The sequence below is a fragment of the Nocardioides sp. GY 10113 genome, assembly GCF_004919105.1.
GTDB lineage: Bacteria > Actinomycetota > Actinomycetes > Propionibacteriales > Nocardioidaceae > Nocardioides.
In genome coordinates this window covers 94218-118346 of sequence record NZ_STGK01000003.1, presented here as the reverse complement: position 1 = coordinate 118346, position 24129 = coordinate 94218, and the positions used below count along the sequence as shown (strand labels likewise).

Annotated in this window: 22 protein-coding genes; 5 read left to right on the top strand and 17 right to left on the bottom strand. The window is 74.4% G+C overall.

The annotated features are described in order from the left end of the window. Position 1: 1 nt before the first annotated feature. From E8D34_RS04960 to E8D34_RS04905, 12 genes are all read right to left on the bottom strand, one after another. On the bottom strand, positions 2-637 hold the full coding sequence (locus E8D34_RS04960) for a hypothetical protein (protein WP_136593500.1): 636 nt from the start codon (positions 635-637) through the stop codon (positions 2-4). Beyond that, positions 634-909, bottom strand: coding sequence for a hypothetical protein (locus E8D34_RS04955; protein ID WP_136593499.1), 276 nt, complete (start codon positions 907-909; stop codon positions 634-636). Before E8D34_RS04955 ends, E8D34_RS04960 begins: the two co-directional genes overlap by 4 nt. After that, on the bottom strand, positions 906-3245 hold the full coding sequence (locus E8D34_RS21025; protein WP_206056557.1) for an AAA family ATPase: 2340 nt from the start codon (positions 3243-3245) through the stop codon (positions 906-908). The genes E8D34_RS04955 and E8D34_RS21025 overlap by 4 nt, the downstream gene beginning before the upstream one ends. Continuing rightward, on the bottom strand, positions 3242-4447 hold the full coding sequence (locus tag E8D34_RS04945) for a DUF4255 domain-containing protein (RefSeq protein ID WP_136593498.1): 1206 nt from the start codon (positions 4445-4447) through the stop codon (positions 3242-3244). Before E8D34_RS04945 ends, E8D34_RS21025 begins: the two co-directional genes overlap by 4 nt. Beyond that, positions 4444-5184: a hypothetical protein gene (locus E8D34_RS04940; protein ID WP_136593497.1), complete on the bottom strand. Its 741-nt coding sequence runs from the start codon at positions 5182-5184 to the stop codon at positions 4444-4446. Before E8D34_RS04940 ends, E8D34_RS04945 begins: the two co-directional genes overlap by 4 nt. Continuing rightward, positions 5181-5933, bottom strand: coding sequence for a hypothetical protein (locus E8D34_RS04935; RefSeq protein WP_136593496.1), 753 nt, complete (start codon positions 5931-5933; stop codon positions 5181-5183). The genes E8D34_RS04940 and E8D34_RS04935 overlap by 4 nt, the downstream gene beginning before the upstream one ends. 60 nt (positions 5934-5993) lie before the next feature. Then, positions 5994-6518: a phage tail protein gene (locus tag E8D34_RS04930; RefSeq protein ID WP_136593495.1), complete on the bottom strand. Its 525-nt coding sequence runs from the start codon at positions 6516-6518 to the stop codon at positions 5994-5996. Between the two features lie 46 nt (positions 6519-6564). After that, a complete protein-coding gene (locus E8D34_RS04925; RefSeq protein WP_136593494.1) occupies positions 6565-8160 on the bottom strand; it encodes a phage tail sheath C-terminal domain-containing protein in 1596 nt (531 codons plus the stop codon). A 44-nt stretch (positions 8161-8204) separates the two neighbouring features. Beyond that, entirely contained in the window at positions 8205-8552 is a 348-nt protein-coding gene (locus E8D34_RS04920) for a hypothetical protein (protein WP_136593493.1), read from the bottom strand. Positions 8553-8556: 4 nt separating this feature from the next. Then, entirely contained in the window at positions 8557-9324 is a 768-nt protein-coding gene (locus tag E8D34_RS04915; RefSeq protein ID WP_168929334.1) for a response regulator transcription factor, read from the bottom strand. Positions 9325-9527: 203 nt separating this feature from the next. Further along, positions 9528-10874: an aspartate aminotransferase family protein gene (locus tag E8D34_RS04910; protein ID WP_136593491.1), complete on the bottom strand. Its 1347-nt coding sequence runs from the start codon at positions 10872-10874 to the stop codon at positions 9528-9530. 11 nt (positions 10875-10885) lie between these two features. Further along, positions 10886-12424: a CoA-acylating methylmalonate-semialdehyde dehydrogenase gene (locus tag E8D34_RS04905; protein ID WP_136593490.1), complete on the bottom strand. Its 1539-nt coding sequence runs from the start codon at positions 12422-12424 to the stop codon at positions 10886-10888. Between the two features lie 128 nt (positions 12425-12552). Between E8D34_RS04905 and E8D34_RS04900 the strand changes: the two genes are divergently transcribed. From E8D34_RS04900 to E8D34_RS04885, 4 genes are all read left to right on the top strand, one after another. Continuing rightward, on the top strand, positions 12553-14160 hold the full coding sequence (locus E8D34_RS04900) for a PucR family transcriptional regulator (protein WP_240771109.1): 1608 nt from the start codon (positions 12553-12555) through the stop codon (positions 14158-14160). A 198-nt stretch (positions 14161-14358) separates the two neighbouring features. Then, on the top strand, positions 14359-16053 hold the full coding sequence (locus tag E8D34_RS04895; protein WP_136593489.1) for a hypothetical protein: 1695 nt from the start codon (positions 14359-14361) through the stop codon (positions 16051-16053). Positions 16054-16190: 137 nt separating this feature from the next. After that, positions 16191-17231: a DUF916 domain-containing protein gene (locus E8D34_RS04890; RefSeq protein WP_136593488.1), complete on the top strand. Its 1041-nt coding sequence runs from the start codon at positions 16191-16193 to the stop codon at positions 17229-17231. Between the two features lie 8 nt (positions 17232-17239). Then, positions 17240-18286, top strand: coding sequence for a hypothetical protein (locus E8D34_RS04885; protein WP_136593487.1), 1047 nt, complete (start codon positions 17240-17242; stop codon positions 18284-18286). Between the two features lie 159 nt (positions 18287-18445). Here the strand turns inward: E8D34_RS04885 and E8D34_RS04880 are convergent, their stop codons facing one another. Together E8D34_RS04880 and E8D34_RS04875 are read right to left on the bottom strand one after the other, a co-directional pair. Beyond that, positions 18446-19888, bottom strand: a complete 1443-nt coding sequence (locus tag E8D34_RS04880; RefSeq protein ID WP_168929333.1) for an APC family permease — start codon at positions 19886-19888, stop codon at positions 18446-18448. A 70-nt stretch (positions 19889-19958) separates the two neighbouring features. After that, positions 19959-21080 (bottom strand): P1 family peptidase, encoded by a 1122-nt coding sequence (locus E8D34_RS04875; protein WP_136593485.1) that lies wholly within the window; start codon positions 21078-21080, stop codon positions 19959-19961. Positions 21081-21258: 178 nt separating this feature from the next. On the opposite strand from E8D34_RS04875, the gene E8D34_RS04870 reads away from it, so the two are divergent. Continuing rightward, entirely contained in the window at positions 21259-21870 is a 612-nt protein-coding gene (locus E8D34_RS04870; RefSeq protein WP_136593484.1) for a TetR/AcrR family transcriptional regulator, read from the top strand. A gap of 49 nt (positions 21871-21919) precedes the next feature. Here the strand turns inward: E8D34_RS04870 and E8D34_RS04865 are convergent, their stop codons facing one another. From E8D34_RS04865 to E8D34_RS04855, 3 genes are all read right to left on the bottom strand, one after another. Next, positions 21920-22555 carry a hypothetical protein gene (locus E8D34_RS04865; protein ID WP_136593483.1) on the bottom strand — a complete coding sequence of 212 codons (636 nt, stop codon included), beginning with the start codon at positions 22553-22555 and terminating at the stop codon, positions 21920-21922. 264 nt (positions 22556-22819) lie between these two features. Then, the gene (locus E8D34_RS04860; protein WP_136593482.1) at positions 22820-23569 is read right to left on the bottom strand and encodes a hypothetical protein; all 750 of its coding nucleotides are present in this window, start codon (positions 23567-23569) and stop codon (positions 22820-22822) included. After that, on the bottom strand, positions 23562-24065 hold the full coding sequence (locus E8D34_RS04855) for a SigE family RNA polymerase sigma factor (RefSeq protein ID WP_136593481.1): 504 nt from the start codon (positions 24063-24065) through the stop codon (positions 23562-23564). Before E8D34_RS04855 ends, E8D34_RS04860 begins: the two co-directional genes overlap by 8 nt. Positions 24066-24129 lie beyond the last annotated feature (64 nt).

Sequence of the window (24129 nt, the reverse complement as noted above, 5' to 3'; positions counted from 1 at the left end):
CTCACCCCACCACCGTGACGCCGAGCTGGCCGAGGGTGCCGCCGTCCGCCGCGGCGGCGAGCCGCTCGAGGTTGCGCAGGTGACCCATGAACAGCGCGCCTCCGCGGTGGTCGAACCCGAGGTCGTCGACGGTCAGCACGCGCAGCGACAGGGCGACCCGGGCCCTGATCGGGTTGAGCCTGGTGTCGAAGGCCTCCTCGGTGATCGTGAGCTGGGTGATCCGCACCGGCACCACCCGATGCCGGCTCCAGACCAGCACGGTGAGCGGGGCCTGCGCGGGGACGATCTCGAGCCGGCCCTGGCTGCTCAGCCGGTCGTTGGTGAGCAACGCCTCGACCGCGGGGTTGACCAGCACCTCGAGCGCGGCCAGGTGGGGGTGCAGGCCGTCGGCCCCGTCACCCTGCTCGAGGGTGTCGGTGAGGTCGAGCTCGGCGTCGAGGGTGATCGTCTCGGTGGCCGGCCCGAGCAGGCGCAGCGCCTCGGAGCGGTCGCCCTCGACCACGGCGGCGGTGCGCGGGGTGAGGGATCGGCTGACCGAGTCGGGGTTGTACTGGAGCGGCAGCACGCGGCGTACGGCACCGGTCGCCGCGTCGAGGGTGACCAGGCCGCCCTTGACCAGCCGCGGTGAGACGGTCATCGGGTCACCCCCCGGGTCAGCGCGGCACCGACGGCGGCGGCGAGCGCGGCCGGGGCGAGGGCGGCCTCGGCACCCGGGCCGGGCCCCGGGCCCGCGACCGGCGGCAGGGCGGCCAGGTGCGTGCCCGTCGCGGGCCAGCCCTCCGCACGACCCCCCGGCCCCTGGGCGACGGCCTCGGTGAGCGCGGCGGCGAGCTCCGCGCGCCACCGCTCGGGGTCCGCGGGGAGCGGCCCGTCGAGGACGACCCGCTCCAGGTGCAGGTGCACGGTCACGACAGCCTCCCGGCGGCGGTCGGGGCCGGCGGCCGGAACTGGGCCTCGACCACCGGACGCTGGAGCTTGCGCAGCTCCGCGCGCGCGGCGTGCAGCACGTCGGGCATCTCGACCGCGCGGTCCTGGGCGGCGGCGACGAAGGCGGCGGCCAACGCCGCGGCGGCGATCCCGGCGCCGCTGAGGTCGATCCGGGCGAGGCCGGCCGGGTCGAGGTCGCCGACCCGGGCGGCGTCCGGGAACGCCCGCTCCCACATCGCCTCGCGGTCGGCGCGGGCCGGGAACGGGAACTCCACCACGAAGCGCAACCGGCGGGCGAAGGCCCGGTCCAGGGCCGATCGCATGTTGGTCGCCAGGATGGCCAGGCCGCCGTAGGCCTCCATCCGCTGGAGGAGGTAGTTGGTCTCGATGTTGGCGTAGCGGTCGTGGGCGTCCTTGACCTCGCTGCGCTTGCCGAAGAGGGCGTCGGCCTCGTCGAAGAAGAGGATCACGCCGCCCCCCTCGGCGGCGTCGAAGAGCTGACGGAGGTTCTTCTCGGTCTCGCCGATGTACTTGCTCACCACCGCCGACAGGTCGATCCGGTACAGGTCGAGGTCGAGGTCGCGGGCCAGCACCTCGGCGGTCATGCTCTTGCCGGTGCCGCTCTCGCCGGCGAACAGGGCGCTGACGCCCAGCCCCCGGTTCATCCGCTCCGCGAATCCCCAGTCGCGGTGGACCCGGTGTCGGTGCCGGACCTGGTCGGCGAGCGCGTGCAACTGCTCGCGCTGCGGCGCGGGGAGCACCAGGTCGTCCCAGCCGGCCAGCGGCCGGATCCGCTGCGCGACCGCCTCCAGCCGGGGCCGGCTGTGCCGCCGGGCGGCCGCCCAGACCTCCGTGGACGTGGGGCTCCGCCCGTCGCCCCCCACCTCGGCAGCGATGGCGGCGATGCTCGGGGCGTCCAGGTCGAACTGCTCGACGACCTCGGCCAGCCCCTCGTCGAGCTCCTCGTCCAGCTCCCCGTCCAGCTCCCCGTCCAGCTCCCCGTCGAGCTCCCCGTCGAGTCCCACGACCAGCCCGTCCGCCGGTCCCCCGGCCGCCTCCGCTCCGGCCAGGTCCGACGCCGCGGTCCCGCCGAGCGCGCCACGCCAGAGATCCAGCTGCTCCGCGGTGCTCGGCAGGGTCGCCTCGACCGCGCCGGCGCTGCCGGGGAGGTCGGCCACCGCCTCGGACGCGGTCACCAGCACCAGCCCTCCGCTGCGGGCCAGGAACGCGGCGACCTCGGGCGGCGCGGCGCCGGCGTCGGAGAGGTCGATCAGCAGGACGGGGGCGTCGAGCAGCACCTCCCGGTGCCACAGCCGGGCCAGCTGCTCGATCTCCTCCGCGCCCGCGGGAAGCATCCGCGGCTCCAGGCGCAGCAGCCGACCGCCGACGGCCGCCGCGGTCAGCCGTGCGACCTCACGGCGCCCGGCGGCCGTGGCGCCGATCACCTGGACCACGGTCAGCGGCGACTCCGCGGCGCGCCCCGCGAGGGCGACCGCCTCGGCGACGGTCGCGCGCTGGCTCCGCGGGACCGCCGGGGACGGATCCGGCTCCGGCACCAGCACCCCGGCCAGCGGGGAGTCCAGGTGGTGCAGCCCCTTCAGCGCGTTGAGGATCCGCTCGTCGACACGCAGCGGGCAGGCCGTGAGGCCCGCACCGCCGGAGCGGTCGGCCTCGACCAGCAGCCAGTAGCGCAGCGGCGCGGCCGGTGAACGGGACGACCAGTCCGGGCGGTCCAGCGCCTGGGCGGCGATCGACCAGGTCGGCCAGGGTTGGCCGTGCAGGTCGACCAGGAGCCGACCGATGCCGGGGTCCAGCTCGGGGGCGGCACACAGCAGCAGCAGGTCCCGGGCGAACTCGCCGAGCTCGAAGACCTCGGCGAGCTGGACCAGCGCCGGTGAGGGGTCGGCCTCCTCGAGGTCCCGCAGCACCGCCTCCGCCTCGGCGATCTCGGCGGCGATCTCGGGAGCGATCTCGGGAGCGATCTCGGCGGCGGGGGCGCCGCCGCGGGCGCCGACGGGTCGCCCGGCGGCCTGGCCGGACCCGTCGGGCGGTTCCGACGCGCGGCCGGCGCTCAGCGCGGGCACCGGGTCCGGTGCGGGCCGTTCCCGGCGGCGCCAGGAGCGCCGGCGGTGCGCGCTGTCGACCTGCGCCGGACCGCCGACGACGTCGGTCGCGACCGCGGTGACCGTCACCGGTCCGCCACGGTCCGCCGCCCGGTCGTCCAGGCGGTCGCGGAGGAGCTCCAGCCGCAGCCGCAGCCAGTCGACGGCAGCCTCGAGGTACCGGTCGTTGGCCCGCAGCCACTCGTCCTCGGTCACGTGACCACCACCTGCACCGCCGGGTCGAACTCGGGTCGGGGCGGGCTGCCGGCCATCCGCACCGGGTCGCTGTCCACGCCGTCGACCCGGAGCCGGACGACGTGGCTGCCGGGCGCCACCCCGGGGAGCGTGGCGGTCACCGTCGAGGGCTGCGTGGGGTCGGCCGGGGTGCTGGTCGCGGTCGGTGCCACCGGTGCCGCCGAGCCCAGCACGACGGCCACCTCCTGCCCCGCCCGCAGCCGGGGCCGGCAGGTGAGGGTCAGCGTCACGTCGCCGGCGGGGGCGGTGGCCGGGGCGACGGTGATCCGCGGGCCGAGCCCGAACGAGCGCGTGTTGGAGACCACCGCGGGCAGCCCCGGGCGCTGCGTCGTCAGCGTGACGTCGTAGACGCCGGCGGCCCAGCTGTCGATGCCGGCGTCGGGGTCGGGAAGGGCCAGCCTCATCTCGCCCTCGCCGGCGGGCGCGGGCACCAGGTCCACCGGCGCGGGCAGCCGGCGGCTGCGCAGCCGGGCGCTCGTCACCTGCGCCAGCCCGGTGCCGAGCAGCCGCAGCGTGGCGCCGAGCACGGCCACCGATCCGACCGACGGCAGGGCGGCGGTCAGTACCGCCGCCGGGGCCGGCACCGCGAGCGGGGCGTCGCTGCCGGGCCCCTGCCGCAGCACGGGCAGCGGGGCGGTGCGCGGCAGGTTGCTGTCGATGAGCACCACCCCCACCTCGTAGGCCTGGGAGATCCGGAAGCTGGCGGAGAAGCTGCTCCACAGGTCGCTCATGTCGTGCAGGGGGACCTCGGCCGGTGTGATCCGCAGCCGTTCCGCCTGCTGGTGCAGGTCGCTGCCCGGGAGGGGACCGCTGGTCGCGTCGAGTATCTCGTCGCTGCCGAGCACGGGGTGGTCGTGCAGCACGCTCATGGCGGCGCCCAGCAGTGCGTGGGCGCGCACCTCGGAACCGGCGAACGCGGTGACCAGGTAGCGCAGCACCAGCGGCAGCGGCGCCGGACCGGTCTCCCCCGGCGGCAGACCGGGCGGATCCGCGTTGCGCCAGGCCGCGGAGATGTCGAGGGAGTAGAGGAACAGGTTGAGCTGCTCCTCGACACCCTCGTCGTGGGCCTTGTCCGGCGGCAGGGCGGTCACGTTCGGTGTGGCCTGCACGAGCAGGTTGACCAGGGTGGCGGTGGTGGCGGCGACGGCCAGGGCGTTGCTCATCGCTTGCCCCGGGCGGCGCCGTAGTCGTCGAGGGTCCTCAGCGCCGGCGCCCGGCGCACCGGCCCGGTCGGGTTCGGACGGGCCGGCGGGGTGCGGATCTCCAACCGGCCGATGGTGACGTGGACATCGGGCGGAGCGGCCGTCGCAGGCGGCCCGGGGGCGGCGGTCGGCGCCGCACGGCGGACCGGTGCCGGCGCAGCGGGGACCGCTGGAGGCACCGGAGCCGTCGGCGGCAACGACGGCGGCTCCAGCAGGCCGCGTGCGGGGAGCGGCGCGAGCGGCGGTGCGGTCGGCTGCGCGGGCCGCACGGGCGTCGGGTCCTCCGCCGGCTCACCGGCGGCGGGGCGGGGCAGCGGCCCGACGGCGGTCGGGGCGGGCACGCTCCTGTCCGGGCGCACGGGGGCGGCCCCCGGCGCCGGCGGGCTGGGCGCCGGTACCGGCGGCGCGACCTCCGCCGTCGGGAAGCGCGGCAGCGGTGCCGGCGGCGAGCCGATCGGCGACGGGGACGGGGTCGGGTGCTCCACGCCGGGCGGCGCCGGCTGCTCGACGGCCGGCGACGGCGCCGGGGGCGCGGGGGCCGCCGGTACCGCGGCCGGTGGGGCGGCCGGGCCCGTGGCGCCCGGCACGGGGTCGGACTCGTGCGGGGAGGTCGGCTCGAACCGGGACCGACGCCGGGGCGCCACCGCGGGCGCCACGCCCAGGGCCGCCGCCGCCACCGCGGCCAGGTGGCCGGTCATGCCGCACCGGCGCCGCAGAGGTGCAGGTAGGCCTGGCGGCGCGCCGGGGAGAGCCGCAGCACCTCCGCCTCCGACCAGCCGTACGCCGTGGCGAGCCCGTGCACCTCGGCGAGCAGCCGCCACGCCCAGGCGTCGAGCTCCTCCCAGAGCAGCGCGGCCGGGTCCAGCGCCAGTCGCGAGGTGCCCGCGCACGCCGGGCAGATCACGGTCAGCCCGAGCTCGGACGCCGGGTCGGCCTCGGCCAGGGCCCGGTCCACGGCGTCGACGACGTCGGGGGGCAGCTCCGCCGCGGCCACCGGCTCCCCGGCCCGACGGGCGCTGAGCACGCACCGCTCCAGCAGCAGCGCGGTGGCGGCGTCGACCTCGCCGGGGAGCCCGGCCAGGTCGGCACCGGTGGGCAGGCGGAGGCGTACGTCGTACCCGTCGATCCGCACCGCGGTCCCGGCGTCCTCGGCCCCGGGGGCGCGTTCCAGCAGGTCGACCACCGAGACCTCGGCCTCGAGCTCCTCCCCGCACGCCGGGCAGTGGGCGACCAGCTCGGCGCGGGCCCCGAAGAGCAGCGCCCGCCCGGCCAGCAGCAGGCGGTTGCGTCCCCCGAGCGGCCGTCCGCCGGGATCCTCGACGCCGAGGGCGCGCAGCACCTCGTCGATCCGCCCCGGGTGCCCCGGCCACAGCGCCTGGCCGCGTTCCCAGGCCGCCAGCAGCTCGTCCGCGCCGGGGGCCCGGAGCGGTGCGCTCTCACCGGTCATCTCGCGCCTCCTGGGCCGGCCACGGTGGTGATCGTGGGTCGCGGTCGTGTCGGGCCCCGGTCAGGCCGGAGCCGTGAACGTGGGCTCGGTCGGCTCGACGACGCTGGTGTCGCGCTCCCAGCCCTCGTTCTCGAGCTTGATGTGCTGGATCGAGATCGCGTTCGCGTTGGCGTCGAAGTCGGCGACCGGTTGGAACTCGGAGACCCAGCAGCGCAGGATCCGGTAGGTGATCACCGGCTGGCCGGCCTCGTTGTACATCTCCAGCAGGATGTCCTTGCGGAAGTCGCGCAGCGAGGACTCGGCGCCGAGCCCCGCGCCGAAGCTCCAGACCTTGTTGGCCCAGCGCTCGAACTCCGGGTCGTGGGTGACGCCCCGCTCGAGCATGACCGGGTCGTACTCGGTGCGCCCGGGCGACTTGCGACTGGTCGAGGGGTCGCCGCCCTCGCGGTGCTTGACCACCTCGGTGGTCCGCTTGAGCGCGCCGACCTTGCTGATGCCCGCCACGTAGCGGCCGTCCCACTTCACCCGGAACTTGAAGTTCTTGTAGGGGTCGAAGCGCAGCGCGTTGACGGTGAACTGAGCCATCTCTCCTCCTCAGGCCGGGGCGTCCGGCGCGCCCGGTTGCCGGTGGTCACACGTCGAGCTGGCCGGCCAGCTGCTGGAGCCGCACGACCACGAACTCGGCGGGCTTGAGCGGGGCGAACCCGACGACGATGTTGACGACGCCCCGGTTGCGGTCGTCCTGGGTGGTGGTCTCCTTGTCGCACTTGACGAAGTAGGCCTGGTCGGGGGTGGTCCCCTGGAAGGCGCCGAGCCGGAACAGCGACTGGAGGAACGCGCCGACGTTGAGCCGAATCTGGGCCCACAGCGGCTCGTCGTTCGGTTCGAAGACCACCCACTTCAGCCCTCGGTAGAGGCTCTCCTCCAGGAACAGCGCGGTACGCCGGACCGGGACGTACTTGTACTCGTCGCCGAGCTGGTCGGCACCGCGCAGGGTCCGTGCCCCCCACACCACGTGCCCGTAGACGGGGAAGGTGCGCAGGGCGTTGATCGCGACCTTGTTGAGCACCCCGTTCTCCTTGTCGGTGAGCTGGTCGGAGAGCTCGATCACGGCGGTCAGCGTGGCGTCGATCCCCGCGGGCGCCTTCCAGACCCCCCGGGTCGCGTCGGTGCGCGCCATCACCCCGGCCACGGCGCCGCACGCGGGGTAGGTGGCGATCAGCCCGCCACGGGCCGGGTCGGCCGCGCGGAGCCGGGGATGGAACAGGGCGGCGTTGCGCGCGTCCGGACCGGTGAGCCCGATGTCGGAGAGCTTCGAGGTGGGGTTGGAGACCAGCTCGTCGTGCTTCCACGTGCTGGGGCTGTCCACGACCAGGAAGGCGCGTCGCTCCACGCAGTAGGTCAGCAGGTCCGCGAGGACGGTCGAGCCGACCGTGTCGGCCGGCGTGCTGCCGAGCACGCAGACCAGGTTGACCAGGTCGACGTCCTCGAGCAGGTACTTGCCGGTGCGGCTGTCCCGGTCGCCCTGGTAGGCGGCGTCGTCGAGCGCCTCGCTCGCCTTGCCGCTGACGGTGACCTTGGTCGGCGTGTCCCCCGTCCACGGCGAGGTGCCGGCGTCGGGGTCGTCGTTGGCGTCCGGCCGCTTCGAGCGAGGGGTGGCGCCGTCCTCGAGCGGGACGACGCCCACCAGTGCCGACTCCGCCGCGAGCACCCGGTCGACCAGTCCCGGGCTGTCCTTGACGGTCAGGTTCAGGAAGGTCTCCAGCGGCCCCTCGGGGCCGAGCCGGACCTGGAGGTTGAACAGGTCCGCCTCCGTGAGCCCCCAGGACTCCGCGACCTCCTTCGAGACGTGGTGGTCGACCCGCGCGAGCAGGGCGTCGCCCCAGGTCCCGGGCGAGCTCGCCTGGAGCCTCAGGTCGTCGGCCAGCTTCAGCCTCGCCCGACCGCTCCCGCCGTCGCCGGCCTTGTAGAGCCGGCACACGACCGCCTCGCTGCCACCGTTGCGGAAGAAGTCGCGGACCGCGTAGCCCATCGCGTAGCCGGGGTCGAGCGCGCCGAACCGACGGGTGAAGTCGGAGAAGTCGAGCACCCGCACGGCCACGTCGGTCGGCCCCATCGGGGCGGTCCCGAGGAAGGCGGTGATCGACGTCGCCACCCCGGTGATGGTGCGGACGCCGCTGGAGACCTCCTCGACGTACACGCCGGGGTAGGAGACGGTGGTGGTCATGGCGGTCCTTCCTGGGACCCGGAGCGCGACCGCTCCGGCGGAGGTCAGAGGGGAGGCGCTCCGGTCAGCACGGCGGCCCGCAGCTCGTCGGTGCCGAGCTCCCCGAGCGGCCGCGGGTGCGGCACCAGCTCGTAGAGCCAGGTCTGCCGGGCGTCGTGGCGCAGACCGAGGACGATGAGCCCCGGGTGGGAGCTCTTCAGCCGCAGCACCTCCGGTTCCCAGGCACCGGCGACGCCGGCGATCACCGCGTCGTGGCCGTGCCCGGTGGCGGGGTCGCGGACGGTCGCGGCGTCGGTCAGGTCCTCGAACTCGGCGACGCCCGGCCCGAAGGCGGAGCGGACGACGTCGGCGAGGAGCTCCGGCACCTGCAGGAGTCCGATGCGCAGCGGCACCCGTTCAGGATGCGCCGCCACCCCCGGGGCGCGCATGAATCCCCCGATCCAACTGTGGGCCCGCGTCGAGGCCCGGGCCCGATCGGCGGGAGACCCGGACCGCCGCCGCGTGGGAGATCCGGGCCGTCTCCCGGAAGGGGGTGCTCGCATCCCCGTCCCGGAGCAGCGCGGCGGCCTCGCCCCGGCCGCTGACGCCGAGCTTGGCGAGCATGCTGTGCACGTGGTTCTTCACCGTGTGCAGCTCGATGGTGAGCTCCTCCGCGATCGCCCGGTTGGACATGCCCACGCCGATCAGCCGGAGGATCTGGATCTCCCGGTCGGTCAGCACCTCCAGGCGCGCGGGCGTGGTCCGCTCCGGCGCGAGCTCGCGCACCCGGCGCAGCAGCATCGCCGAGATGCGCTGGGAGACGCGCGTGCCTCCCTCGGAGACGTTGCGGATCACCGAGATCAGGTCGGCCAGGGAGTCCTCGCGGGTGAGATAGCCGCTGACCCCGGCCTCGGCGCACCCGATGACCTGACCCTCGTCGTTCTCGTCGACCCCGACCGCGACCACCTTGGCAGCCGCCCGGAGCTGCTCGACCGTCCGCAGGATCTCGTTGCTGCGAGCGGCGGCGAGGTTGACCACGACCACCTCCGGCCGGTCGGGCGGCAGCTCGGCCAGCAGCTGCTCCAGCGCGGACAGCGAGGCCGCGGACCCGACGGCGCCGCGGCCGAGGCCGGCGGAGAGCAGCTCGACCAGGCCCTCCCGGTAGAGCCGGCTGTCATCGACCACGAGCACTCGGCACCCGGTGCCCGGCGAGCTGTCGCCGGGCACCGGTCGCGCCGACGCTTGGTCCACCATCACCATCCCGGGCGGTCGGTCATCTGACAGGCGGGGTCACGTCGTCCGCGGTGCGACGGCCCCACCTCTGCGCCACGGGCCACGGCCCACCGCCCATCGTCCCGCGGGGCGAGCGGCCCCGCAAGGACTCCGGCTCAGGCGCCGGCCACCTCGGCGAGGGCGCGGTCCAGGACCGTCAGGCCCTCGCGGGCCTCCTCGAAGGTGGTGGTCAGCGGCGGCACCGTGTGGATCCGGTTGAAGTTCACGAACGGGAGCATCCCGCCGCTCACGCACGCCTTGGTCAGCGCCGCCATCTCCGGGCTGCTGCCGCCGTACGGCGCCAGCGGCTCCTTCGTCGCACGGTCGGAGACGAGCTCGACGGCCCAGAAGGCGCCGACGCCGCGGACCTCACCGACCCACTCGTGCTTCTCCGCGAGCGCCCGCAGGCCAGGCCCGAAGACCTGCTCGCCCAGGGCCGCCGCGTGCTCGACGACGCCCTCGTCCTCCATCGCCTCGATGGTGGCCACCACCGCCGCGCACGCCAGCGGGTGCCCGGAGTAGGTGAGGCCGCCGGGGTAGGCGCGGTCGGCGAAGGTGGAGTAGATCGCGTCGTTGATCGCGACGCCGCCCAGCGGCACGTAGCCGGAGTTGACGCCCTTCGCGAAGGTGATCAGGTCCGGCACGACGTCGGCGTGCTCGATCGCGAACCACGTGCCGGTGCGACCGAAGCCGGCCATCACCTCGTCGGCGATGAACACGATGCCGTGCTTGTCGCACAGCTCCCGGACGCCGGCCAGGTAGCCCGGCGGCGGGATCATGATGCCGGCGGTGCCCGGGACGGACTCCAGGATGATCGCGGCGATCGTGCTGGCACCCTCCAGCGCGATCACCTGCTCGAGGTGGGCGAGCGCGCGCTGGCACTCCTCCTCCTCGGTGGTCGCGTTGAACGGGCTGCGGTAGAGGAACGGCCCGAAGAAGTGGACGTTGCCGGTCGAGCCGTTGTCGTTCGGCCAGCGGCGCGGGTCGCCGGTGACGTTGATCGCCAGCTGGGTGCCGCCGTGGTAGGAGCGGTATGTCGAGAGGACCTTGTGCTTGCCGGTGTGCAGCCGCGCCATCCGGATCGCGTGCTCGTTGGCGTCCGCGCCGCCGTTGGTGAAGAAGACGTGGTCCAGGTCGCCGGGGGTGTGCGAGGCGATCAGCCGCGCCGCCTCCGAGCGGGCCCCGTTGACGTACGCCGGAGCCACGGTGCAGAGCGTCGCCGCCTGCTCCTGGATCGCCTTGACCACGCGCGGGTGCTGGTGGCCGAGGTTGGTGAAGACCAGCTGCGAGGTGAAGTCCAGCAGCCGGTTGCCGTGCCGGTCCCAGACGTAGGCGCCGTCGGCCTTGGTCACGACCATCGGGTCGAGCTGGGCCTGGGCGGACCAGGAGTGGAAGACGTGCGCCCGGTCGAGCTCGTAGGCGCGGTCGGCGTCGGTCAGGTCGTTGCGGAAGGTCGATTCCATCTCCGGACCCCTCAGTCGTTCTGCGGGAAGCCGAGCTGCAGGCCGCCCTCGGGGCGCGCGGCGGGGTTGATCCACCGGGAGGTGACGACCTTGGCGCGGGTGAAGAAGTGCACGCCCTCGGCGCCGTGGGCGTGGGTGTCGCCGAAGAGCGACTTCTTCCACCCGCCGAAGGAGTAGTAGGCGACCGGGACCGGCACCGGCACGTTGATGCCGATCATGCCGACCTGGACGTCGTTCTCGAAGCGGCGGGCGGCGCCGCCGTCGTTGGTGAAGATCGCGGTGCCGTTGCCGTACTGGTTGGCGTTGATCAGCTCCAGCGCCTCGTCGTACGAGCCGACCCGGACGACCGCCAGGACCGGACCGAAGATCTCCTCGGTGTAGATGTCCATGTCGGTGGTGACGTGGTCGAACAGCGTCGGGCCGACCCAGAAGCCGTCCGCCTCGCCGCGCGGCTGCACGTCGCGGCCGTCCACGACGACCTTGGCGCCGGCGGCCTCGCCGGACTCGATGAAGCCGGCCACGCGGTCGCGGTGGGCCTTGGTCACCAGCGGGCCCATGTCGGCCTCGCGGCCGTCGCCGTCGGTGGTCGCGGCGGCGCCGCCGTCGCCGATCAGCAGGGTGCGGGTGCGGTCGGCGATCCGGGCGACCAGCTCGTCGGCGATCGGCTCGACGGCGACCAGCACGCTGACCGCCATGCAGCGCTCACCGGCGGAGCCGTAGCCGGCGCTGACGGCGGCGTCGGCGGCGAGGTCGAGGTCGGCGTCGGGCAGGACGACCATGTGGTTCTTGGCGCCGCCGAGGGCCTGCACGCGCTTGCCGTGGCGGCTGGCCTCCTCGTAGACGTACTGGGCGATCGGGGTGGAGCCGACGAACGAGATCGCCTCCACGTCCGGCGACTGGAGCAGCGCGTCGACGGCGACCTTGTCGCCGTTGAGCACGTTGAAGACGCCGTCGGGGAGACCGGCCTCCTTCCACAGCTCGGCCAGCCAGAGCGCGGAGGTCGGGTCCTTCTCGCTGGGCTTGAGGACGACGGTGTTGCCCGCGGCGATCGCGATCGGGAAGAACCACATCGGGACCATCGCCGGGAAGTTGAAGGGGCTGATGATGCCCACGACGCCGAGCGGGGCGCGCTTGGAGTAGACGTCGACGCCGGTGGAGGCGGAGTCGGTGTGGCCGCCCTTGAGCAGGTGCGAGATACCGCAGGCGACCTCGACGACCTCCTGGCCGCGGGCGATCTCGGCGAGCGCGTCGGAGTAGACCTTGCCGTGCTCGGCGGTGATCAGGTGGGCCAGCTCGCCCTTGCGGGCGTTGAGCAGCTCGCGGAAGTTGAAGACGATCTGCGTACGACGGGCCAGCGAGGTCTCGCCCCACGCCTTGGCGGCGGCCTTGGCGGCGCCGATCACGGTCTCGGCGTCGGCCCGGCTGGCCAGCGCCACCTGGCCGGTCACCTTGCCGGTGGCGGGGTTGGTGACGTCGGCGTAGGCGCCGGAGGTACCGGCGAAGGGGGCGCCGGCGGCCCAGTGGCCGATCGTGGGCAGGTCGTTGGTCATGCGTCTCTCCTTGTGTTGCTGAGGGCTCCATCCTGGCGGCCGGGAAGGGGCGGACAGGCCGACGTTCTGTAGGATCGGTTTACATTGACCGACAGAACGTCGGTATCGGTCGACCCAGGAGGTACGCCGTGGGAACGCTGTCGGTCGCCGACGTGCTGGCGATGCCCGTGCTGCGCGCGGCGGGCCCGGTCGTGCTCGCCGGCGACGACACGCTCGACCGCCCGGTGCGCTGGGTGCACGCCGCCGAGCTCGCCGACATCGCCCCGCTGCTGCGCGCCGGCGACCTGCTGCTGAGCACGGGCATCGCGATGCCCGACACCGGCAGCGAGCTGGAGCGGTTCGCGGCGAGCCTCGCCGAGAGCGAGGCGGCCGGCCTGGTGATCGAGCTGGGGCGCCGCTGGGAGAGCGTGCCGCAGTCGCTCGTCGCCGCCTGCGAGCGGCACGGCCTGCCGCTGGTCGCGCTCCCCCGCGAGGTGCGGTTCGCGGCGGTCACCCAGGCCGTCGGCGAGCGGCTGGTCGACGAGCAGCTGGCGGAGCTGCGGGAGACCCAGCGGGTGCACGAGACGTTCACCGAGCTCAGCCTCGGCGAGGCCGGGCCGCGCGAGATCCTGGCCGCCGTGCAGCGGCTCGCCGGCGCCACCGTCGTGGTGGAGAGCGAGCAGCACCAGGTCCTCGACTACCGACTCGGCCCGGACGACGAGGCCGGCTTCCTGGCGGGTTGGGCGGCCCGGTCGCGAACGGTGGCCCCGGAGGGGCGCACCGGCTGGGACCCGGCCAGCGGCTGGCTGGTGACCCGGATCGGCAAGCGCGAGCGCGGCTGGGGCCGCCTGGTGGTGCAGTCCCCCGAGCCGCCCTCGCAGCGGCTCGTGGCGCTGGCCGAGCGCGCCGCGGCCGCGCTCGCGCTGCACCGACTGCACGATCGGCAGCGCGACGGCCTGCTCCGCCGTACGCACCACGAGCTGCTGCTCGGCCTGCTCACCGACCCGACCTCGACCGACCTGCTGCGTCGGTGCGAGCTGGCCGGCCTGCCGACCGCGCGGCGGCAGCTGATCGGGGTCACGCTGCGCCCGCGGCGGGAGGCGCTCGAGGGCACCACCACGCCGCCGGAGACCCTGGTGGACGAGGTGATCGCCGCGACCGTGCTGGCCGCCGACCAGCTCCGCGTGCCGGCACTGGTCTGCGAGGTGGAGCACGACGTCCGCGCCCTGCTCTCGCTGCCGCTGGCGACGAACGCCGACCGCGCGGTCGACGACCTGGCCGCGCGGGTGCTGCGGCGCTTCGCGGTGGTGGTCGGCGCGGGTCGGGCGGTCACCCGCGAGGCGGCGATCGACCGCACCCTGCGGGAGGCCCAGCACGTCGTGGAGTCGGTGCGGCCCGGCGCGGGCGACGGCGCCGCCGGGCCGGTGGTGCACCGGCTCGAGGACGTGCACCTGCGGGGGCTGCTGACGATGCTGGCCGGCGACGAGCGGCTGGCGCTGTTCGCGGCCCGCGAGCTCGACCCGCTCCGCGACCACGACCGCCAGCACGGGACGCAGCTGGTGGCGGCGCTCCGGGCGCTGGTCACCCACCCGGGCAGCAAGTCCGACGCCGCGGCCGCCCTGCACGTCTCGCGTCCGGTCTTCTACGACCGGCTCGCGAAGGCCCGACGCGTGCTCGGGGCCGACCTCGACGATCCGGACATCCGGGTGTCGCTGCAGGTGGCGCTGATGATCGACGAGATCACCCCGGGACCGTGAGGCGCCGGGCGCGCCACGTCCGTCGGCCGCTCGCCTCGTGTGACCCTACCCACATTTCATGAGAATTTATAATATATGATTGACGATATAGTAATACCGGCCAGCGTGAGCGGCGCCGCGTGACCGACAAGCGCGGTGCAGGGACAGGTCCTGCTACTCCTCGCCCCCCAGGGCGTGACCCGAGAAGGAGACGGGTAGATGAGAGCAAGGAACAAGTTCGCTGCCGTGCTCGGCGGCACCGTGGTGATGGCCAGCGCGGCCATCGTCACCACCACCACAGCGGCGTCGGCGGTCGAGCCCACCGGCGGCTGCTGGGTCTACAACACCGGCGGCAACACCAACCTGGAGTCGGCGCCGACCAGCAGCATCAGCAGCGCTCTCGCGGGGTGGAGCAGCTCACCCCCTGACTACGACCTCACCACCAGCGGCGGCACCCTCGTCGGCGAGACGCGCAACTTCTCGCTGGTCGTGAGCGCCGGGCCGTCCTCCCCCGTGCCGGCGACCACCACCGCCTACTACTACTTCTCCGTGAACGGGGCGAACCTCGCACCCGTGGCCGTCGCCGATATCCCGGCCAGCACGAACACCCCCGGGGGCACGGTCACCGGCAGCTTCGACATCGCCCAGGGCGGCACCAACACACTGGTCCTCCGCAAGGTCATCTACGACATCCCGAGCTACTCCGTCCGGGTGCAGTGCAACGGCCAGTCGTCCGGATCGCAGACCGGGATCAACCCCGCGACCTCGCCGGTCGACACCAACGTCACCGCCAGCTTCACCGCGTTCGCGCAGGGCGTCGCGACCATCACGGGCATCACCAACCAGACGGTCATGAACGCGGCCCGAGCCGGTGACACCATCAGCTTCGCAGCGTCGAACTTCTCCGGCGCCGACGCGAACAGCACCGCCGAGATCTGCACCACCGACGGCGCCACCTGCGTCGGCGCCACCTCGTTCGGCGTCGGCACGAATGGCGCCGGCACCGGCACCATCACCGTGCCGAGCGGCGTCTCCGGTTCGATGAGGCTGCGGTTGACCAGCGGCGGCGAGGTGGGCATGCGCAGCATCACCATCCTCGGCCAGCCGACCCTCACGCTGAGCCTCACCGGCGGCGGCGCGGGCACCACCGTCGGCGTGACCGGCACCGACTGGGACCCGAGCCAGACGGTGTCCATCGGCGGCTACACCGCACCGCTGGGCGGCTTCCCGCTCCCGTCGACCACGGACCCGGTGAGCACCGCCACCGCGTCGGCCACCGGCACCCTGTCCGGCTCGTTCACCGTGAACGACGCGAACACGGCGTACATCAGCGCGAGCCAGCGCTCCGGCCCCGGCGCCATCTGGTCGGACGCGGCGTTCGCCTTCTCCGCCGACACCTGCACGGCCAAGGAGGGCCTGGAGGACAACTCCGACGCTTGCTCGGTCCTCGAGACCATCGAGCTGACCGTCCTCCCCGGCGACCTGACGATGGCCAAGGCGGCCGGAACCGTCGAGATGGGCGCCGTCCAGCTCAACGGCACGGACCAGACCTCCACCGGCAGCCTCCAGGACGTCACGGTGATGGACTACCGCGGCGGCACCCTCGGCTGGTCGCTGATCGGCACGTTCGCCGGCCTGACCAGCGGCCCGCAGCCGATCGACGCCGACAAGCTGTCGTGGACCCCGTCCTGCACCCCGGGCGCCAACAGCGACGACACCGTCACCGTCGGCGCCGCCGGCGCCTTCCCGTCGGCCACCGAGGCACTGCCGCTGTGCGCGGTCGCGGCGGCCGGCTTCGGCCCCGACGGGGTCAGCGGTGGAGACGTCACCGCCGACGCCGACCTGTCGCTGGACCTGCTGATCAACCAGCAGGCGGGTGACTACTCGGGGACCCTCACCCTCACCCTCTCCTGACGGTGAGCTGCACGACACCTGCATGACCCCTGCATGACCTCCGGGATCCCGGGTGGGCCGACCGCCCGGGATCCCGGACCAGCACCGACCAGCACGACCGGCGAGCACGACCGACGAGCACCAGCCAGGAGGACGACATGACCGCACAGCCCGGACCGCCCCGCCGTACGGCGTACGTGCTCGGCCTGCTCGTCACCGTCCTCGCCCTCGGCGCGCTCACCCTGGTCCCCGCCCCCGGCGCGAGCGCGGCCGACAACGGCGCCTGGTCGGTGGCCCCGACCCCACCCGCGGGCGGCACGACGGTGCCCCGCACCTACTTCGTGCTCGAGGGCGACCCGGGCACCACGATCAAGGACAAGGTCCGGCTGCAGAACTGGACGAAGAAGCCGATCACCTTCAAGGTCTACGGCGCCGACGGCTACAACACCGAGCAGGACGGCTTCTTCGCGCTCCGCGGCTACGAGGAGGAGATGACCGACCTCGGCGCCTGGGTGACCCCGGCGACCTCCCAGGTCACCGTCTACGGCACGACGCAGGTCGACGTCCCGGTCACGATCCGGATCCCACGCGACGCCGCCCCGGGCGACCACGTCGGCGCCGTGGTGGCGATGAACGTCGCCGTCGAGTCCGGCGGGGACAGGGAGGGGATCGACATCGGCATCCAGCGCGCCGTCGGCGCCCGGATGTACGTCCGCGTCAGCGGCGCCACCAGTCCCGCACTCGCGGTCAGCGACGTCCGGCTCGAGCACGACCGCGGCGCGCTGCCGTGGGGCGGCCGGGGCCGGGGCACCGTCAGCTACACCGTGGAGAACACCGGCAACGTGCGACTCTCCCCGACCGCGACCGTCGAGCTCGACGGCATGACGGGCCGCACCGGCGAGGCCACCGCGCCGCCGCTGGCCGACCTGCTCCCCGGGCAGACGGTGCGGCTGACCCAGCAGGTCGACGGCGTACCGGCGCTGGGACCGGTCACCGCGCGCGTCACCCTGACCACCGACGAGGGCGCTGACGGCCGCGCGGAGACCAGCACCTGGCTGCTGCCCTGGCCGCTGCCGGTGCTCGCCCTCGCCCTCGCCGCCGTGGCCGCCTGGTGGCTGCGCCGCCGGCGCCGGCTGGCCGGGAGCCGGATGGCGGCCGCCGAGGACGCCCCCGCGATCTCCGTCTCCGCGGGGCGGTGAGCCACGGCGTGCACCGCTCCCCGCTGCGCCCGCTCGCGGGCCTGCTGCTCGCGGCGCTGCTGGCGTTGCCCGCCCTGGCGCTGCCCGGCGCGGCCGCCGCGGACGAGCCGACACCGGCGCCGGCGGGCCGGGCCCTGCCCAACAACGCCGGGCTCGGAGAGCGGATCTCCGTCTACCTCTCGGGGTGGGCGCCGGGCACCCAGCTGCAGGCCGCGCTCTGCGGCGACAACGCGATCGGCGGGTCCCGCGCGTGCCACCTGCCGAGCGCGGTCACCGGGACCACCGACCCCGAGGGGGCGCTGACCCTCCAGCTGGTCCTCGACCGGCCGCCGCGCCCCTGCCCGTGCGTGGTGCACGTCGCGCCGTTCTCCGGCCAGGGCACCCCGATCGACATCCCGGTCAACGTCGTCGGGGTCCGGATCGGCACCCCGCCGGCGCCGACGGTCACCGAGCCGGCGGCGCTGCGGCTCGAGGGCCTGCGCGTCGAGGGCGGGGCGTCGCTGCTGCGGGCCTTCGGGCTCGGCGGCGACGCCCGGCTGGTGCTGACCGTCGCCAACGACGGCGGCGAGGCCGGCGCGCTGCCGGGCCTGCGCTACGGCTTCGGGGCGGCCGCCGCGGCCAGCACGCTGACCGATCCCGGCATCGTGGTGCCCGCCGGCGAGAGCCGCGAGGTGGTCCTGGAGGCGCCGGTCCCGGTCGCCGCGATCGGAGCCCAGCGCGCCTCCGTCGGCTGGGGCGACGGCTCCGGGCTGCTCGTGGACGCGGAGCTGACCACCTACCCCTGGGCGACGCTGGCGCTGCTGGTCAGCGTTCCGTGCGCGGCGTGGCTGATCACCCGGGCCAGGCGCCGGGCCGCGGCGGCCGCGCCGCCGGCCGCACCGACGCCGTCGGCGTACCCGCTGCCCGACGTGGTCTACGTCGAGGGCCTCGGCGGCCTGCTCGTGAACCCCGACTCGCTGCGCACCTCCCGCACCCTGCGCCGCGTGGCCGGCCGGGTGACCGGCGACGACCTGGCCCGGCTCGCCGCCGGCGGACGGGTCGACCGCTCCCCCTGACCGGCGGGGCTTCCGCGTTACCTGTCAGCCGGGAGCCCCGCCACTCACCCACGCCGCCCGGGCGCCCCACCGCCCTGCACCAGCGGCGCTGCCCCCACCCCGCCGCGATGACGCGCGGCGTGGTGAGGGCAGTGCCCGCTGGTCGGAGGACCACCTGGGTCAGGCGACCGTGTCCTCCTCGTGGGCCCGCGCCTCGGCGGCCGCGGCCACCGAACCGGGCCGCCGGATGGCGTACCAGGCCACGCCGCTCGCGAACGCGACCGCGGGCAGCAGCATCAGCACCGTGTTGACCGTGCCGGTGTAGCCGGTGACGACGACGAAGTTGGTGAGGATCAGGTACAGACCCGTGACGAGCCCGGCCACCGCGAGGACCGGGGCGACGACCACCCGCAGCGGCGAGTGTCCGCGACGGTCCCGGCCGAAGAACGCCAGCACCGCGATCGCACACAGCGCCTGGGCCGCCACGATCGAGACCACACCGGTGCCGTAGGCCAGCAGGCCGAGGTCGAGGTAGGGGTCCCAGCCGACGACCTGCGTCAGCAGCAGCGCGGCGACCGAGAGGGCGGTCAGCGCGAGGCTGCCGACGTACGGCGAGTGGTGCTTCGGGTGCGCCTTGCCGAGCACGGCGGGGAGCAGCCCGGAGCGGCCCTGCGAGAAGAGGTACCGCGAGCAGGCGTTGTGGAAGGCGATCAGGCAGGCCACGAAGCTGGTCACGATCAGCACCTGGAGCACCTTCAGAGCCAGGGTGCCCAGGTACTCGTCGGCCCACACGAACGGCAGGGACTCGAAGTCGCCCTGGGCCGCGGCCACCACGCCGTCCATGCCGAACGCCGCGATGAAGCAGTAGAACGTGAAGGCGTAGAAGACGCCGAGGAACCCGATCGCGATGTAGGTCGCCCGCGGGATGGTGCGCTCGGGGTTGCGCGCCTCCTCGGCGTAGATCGCGGTGCCCTCGAAGCCGATGTAGGCACCGAAGCCGAGCACGAACAGGCCGCCGGCGCCCTCGGCGGTCAGCCAGTTGCTCGGGTCGAACGGCGCCAGCGTGAGCGGCTCGGGGCTGCCCTGGATCAGCACCGCCAGCGACAGCACGGCGAGCAGCGCCACCTCCGCGGTGAGCAGCACGGCGAGCACCTTCGCGCCCATGTCGACCTGGCGGTAGCCCAGGAAGCCGATGAACGCGGCGATCAGCACGGCCCACACGATCCAGGGCAGGTCGATGCCGAACAGGTCGGCCGCGGTCATCTGGGCGAAGAACGCCACGAAGCCGTAGAAGCCGAGCAGCAGCGCGGTGTAGCCGTAGGTGGTCAGCGCCGCGGCGCCCGAGCCGACCGGGGCGCCCAGGCCCTCGGTCGTGTAGGCGTAGAAGGCGCCGGCGTCACGCACGTAGCGGGTCATCGCCGTGAAGCCGGAGGCGAACAGCATCAGCACGACGCCCGCCGCGAGCATCGCGCCCGGGCCACCGATGCCCGCGAGGTAGACGGTCAGCGGCGCGCCGCTGGCGACGACGGTGAGCGGCGCGGCGGCCGACATCACGAAGAAGACGATCGCCCAGACGCCGAGGGAGCCGGAGGCCAGTCCCTTCGACGTCTCCGGAGCGCTCATGGGCTCCATGGTGGTACCGGACATGCGGTGTTCTCCTTGCGGGTTGGGGTGGGCTGCGGTGTCGCAGCGTTCAGGCGAGCCCGAGAGCGGAGCGGAGCAGGTCGTGGTCGAGGGCGTGCGCGGTCAGCCCGTCGCGGCCCACGGTGGTCTCGGCGGCGACCATCGCGTTGACGATCGCCTCTTCGGTGGCCTCGACGACGAGGTCGAAGAGCGGGTCGATGGTCGGGTTGGTGACCATCCGCACCGGCAGCTCGGTGGCGCCACCCGGCTCCTCGAAGCCGACCGGCGGCAGGCCGGTGTTGCCGGTGGCGAAGGAGAGGATCAGGTCGCCGCTGCCGTGCTCGCCGGTGCCGCCCATCCGGCCGATGCCGAGCGCGGCGCGCTGGGCGAGCCGGTCGCACTGGTGCGGGAGCAGCGGGGCGTCGGTGGCGACGATGACGATGATCGAGCCGGAGCCGGCCTGACCCGCGAGGCCGACCGCGGCGTCGTACGGCGAGGGGATGACGTCGGGCCCGATCTTCTCGCCGACCGGCGCGCCGTTGATGCGCAGCCGGGAGCGGCGGCCGTAGTTGGCCTGCACCAGGACGCCGACGGTGTACCCGCCGGCCTCGGCGGCGAGGCGGCGGGAGGAGGTGCCGATGCCGCCCTTGAACTCGTGGCAGATCATCCCGGTGCCGCCGCCGACGGCGCCCTCGGCGACCGGGCCCGCGGCGAGGCCGTCGAAGGCCTCGTGGACGTGCTCGGCCTTCACGTGCTGGCCGTTGATGTCGTTGAGCACGCCGTCCCAGGTCTCGGCGACCACGGGCAGCAGCCAGAACAGGTCGCGGTCGGGGCGCTCGTCGGCCAGTCGGGCGACGATCGCGTCGCGGACGACGCCGACGCTGTGGCTGTTGGTGAGGCCGATCGGCGTGGTGAGGGCGCCGTTCTCCTTGATCCACTGCAGGCCGGTCATCTCGCCGTTGCCGTTGAGACGGTGGAAGCCGGCGAAGACCGGCGAGGAGGCGACGTCGGGACGCGGCTCGACCAGCGTCACGCCGGTGCGGATCGGCCCGTAGCCGCGCTTGAGGTCGCCCTCGCCGTCGACCAGCGTCGTGTGCGCGACGCGGACGCCGGGCACGTCCGTGATGGCGTTCTGCGGTCCGGTCGGGTGGTCGCCGATCACGATGCCGAGATCCCTGGCCCGAGTGGGCATGTCGCCTCCAGAGTTTTTTTCACTTCGTGCAAATAACTCGCCCAATGTGACACGGCACACGTTTCGTTGGCAAGAGGTTCGGGTTTCCGAACTGTTAATTCGTGCCGCGACGCGGTCGGGGCGGGCCACTTTCGCGGCCCGGCTAGGCTCGCCGCCGAACCAGCGCGAAGGAGGTCCCATGGCCCGGCCGGTCACCCAGGAGGCGCGCCGACGCGACATCGTCGACGCGGCGATCGCGGCTCTCGGCGAGAGCGAGAACGGGCAGGTGAGCATCGCCGAGGTCGCCCGCCGCCTCGACCTCACGCCGAACGCCGTGCGGTACTACTTCCGCGACGCGGGCGCGCTGCTCTGGGCGGTCCGCTCCCGGGTCGAGCAGCGCTTCCTCACCGAACGCCTCACCGCCGTCTCGGGGGCTCACGACCCGCGCCAGAAGCTGGTCAGGGCGATGGGCGCCGGTCTGCCCACCGGCCCCGACGACGTCGAGTGGCGGGTCACCTTCCGCCCGGTGATGGTCGACAGCCCGACCGCCGCGCACGGCCGGATGCTCGCCGAGGTCCTGGCCGAGCAGGCCGCGATCTACGAGCGGATCCTCGCCGAGGGGGTGGACGCGGGGGCATTCGCCCCCGCCCAGCCGCTGGCCGACGTCGCCCGCACGCTGATGGTGATGGAGGACTACCTCGGCCTGCGCATCGTCATGCTCGACCCGACCTTCAGCCGCGACGAGGCGCTGCGCCTGATGCGCGAGTACGCCGGGCTCGCGCTCGGCACCGCGCTCCCCGACCCCTCCTGACGCGCGCCGACGCCCCGGCCGCTCGGGGTCCGGGGCGTCGTTGTCCGTGTCAGACGGGCTGGCGCTCCCCCGCCCCCTCCGGGTCGGCCGCGGCCGCCGAGGACGCCGGGCGCAGCCCGAGCGTGGCGATCCCGAGCACCACGGTCGCGGTGACGAAGACCGGGCTCGCCAGGTCGGGTGCCACCACCGCGAGCAGGACCGTCGCGCCGATCACCGGACCGACCAGCGCCAGGATCCGGCCGCCGATCCCGAGCGGGTTGCGGCGCAGCAGCGCGAGACCGAGGACCAGCACCGAGACGAAGACGGCGAGCAGGCAGAGGAGGGCGACCAGCCCGCTGGCGTCGTAGAAGGTGCCGGAGTCGATGCCCGCCAGCAGCTGGACGGGGTTGACCACCGTCAGCCCGACGGCGAGCGCGACCAGGCCGACCAGCAGGGGCCGGCGGACCCAGCGCGCGGCCCGGGGCGCGGCGGCGAACGCGGCGCGCTCGCCGCGGACCACGGCCGCCAGCGCGGCGAAGGTGAGCCCGAGCCAGACCGACATCAGGGCGCCGGCGGCCGCCGGCCCCTGGGTGTCGTCGGTGATCACGGTGCGCTCCCCGGTCACGAGGGAGACGACGAGGTCGACCACGACCAGGACGACGGTGGCGACGGCTGTCGCGAGGGCGACGCGGTGGTGGGTGCTCATGTCGAACCTTTCCTGGGAGCCCCGGCGGGGCTGGTGTCCCCAGCGTGTGCCGCAGGCACCGGCCGCCGCGTCGCCCGGCCGGACGAACCGGCGGCCGCGCGGAGGAGCACTGTCCTCCCTGGGGATGACCCACGAGGAGGACCCACGACCAGGATCGGCAGTGCACCGTCCACCGCGGAGCGCCCGCTGGAACGCCGACGATCGGCCGCGTCGCTCCCGGTCCTCGGGCGAGGAGAGCCGGCCCCGGGCATCGGGACCCGCGGCTCAGTCGGGGCGCTGCTCCCCCCGCCACGCGCCGTACGCGGCGATCCAATCGGCGACATCGTCCTGGACGCCGGCTGGTGGCAGCCCGCCGGCGCTGGGTACCTGGAGGGTGCTGACACCGTCGCCCTCGAGGTGGATCCAGACCACGCCCACGGCCGAGGAGACGACCACGACGCCGGCCCGGGTGCCCGGCTGAGCCTGCCAGTCGACACCGCTGCAGGATTCGAGGTTGGCGACGAGGACGGCGACCGCGTCCGACGCCTGCACGGCGGACGGGAAGCCGATCGCGTCGGCCCACGCGGACCCGACCTCACCCGCCGAGGTCCGGACGGGGATGGTCCCGCCGCTCTCCCCCTCGGCGGCCGACGACCAGTCTCCGCCGCAGGGCTGGAGGATCGTGGGGTCGCCGGCAGCGATCGGCCAGCCGGGCTCCTGAGCCAGGATCCCCCGCAACTCCCTGACGAAGGACTTCTCGGAGCCCGGCGGAGGCGTGGTGCTCCCATCGGTCGACGGCGACTCGGGAGCGGGCGTCGCGGGCGGCCCGATGGGCGCGGGCCGGGCGTCGCCGAGCCTCCCGCCGGCGAGGCTGCCGCCCACGGCGACGAGCGCGACGGCGGCCACGGCCGCGCTCGCGGCCGCCGCGCTCCGCCGTCGACGGGCCCGCTTGATGGCCGCCGGCGCCCCGGGGGGCCGGGTGCCTGCTGCGACGTCGGCGAGCACGGTGTCGAGGAAGTGGTCCAGGTCAGGCATGGGAGTGATCTCCGTCCTGGGGGGCGAGGAGGGTGGCGAGAGCGGTGCGGCCCCTGGAGAGGCGGGCCTTGACGGTCCCCTCCGGGCACCGCTCGATCCGAGCGATCTCGGCGAGGGGAAGGTCGCCCAGGTGGTGGAGCACGATGGCCCGGCGCTGGGATTCGGGCAGTTGCCTGAGCGCCGTGACCAGCGCGACGGTGGCCTCCGAGGGCGGGGCCGAGGGGGCCACCGGCCTGGACCGGGCCAGGAACGCCATCGCCGTCCGCGCCCGCCGCCAGCGCGAGACCGCCAAGCGGGTCGCCACCTGGCGGACCCACGCCCCCGGGTCGTCGTAGTGGCGCAGCGACGACCACCGCGGCCAGGCGCGGCTGTACGCCTCCTGCGCGATGTCCTCGGCGTCGCTGAGCACCCCGGTCATCGCCAGTGCGCACGCGACCGTGCGTGACCAGGTCGCGTCGTAGAACGCCGTGAAGTCATGGTGGCTGCTGGGATCCATCTGTCTACCCACCCCGTGCGAAGGGACCGCTCTCACAGGCACACACGCTCGACCGCTGCTCGGG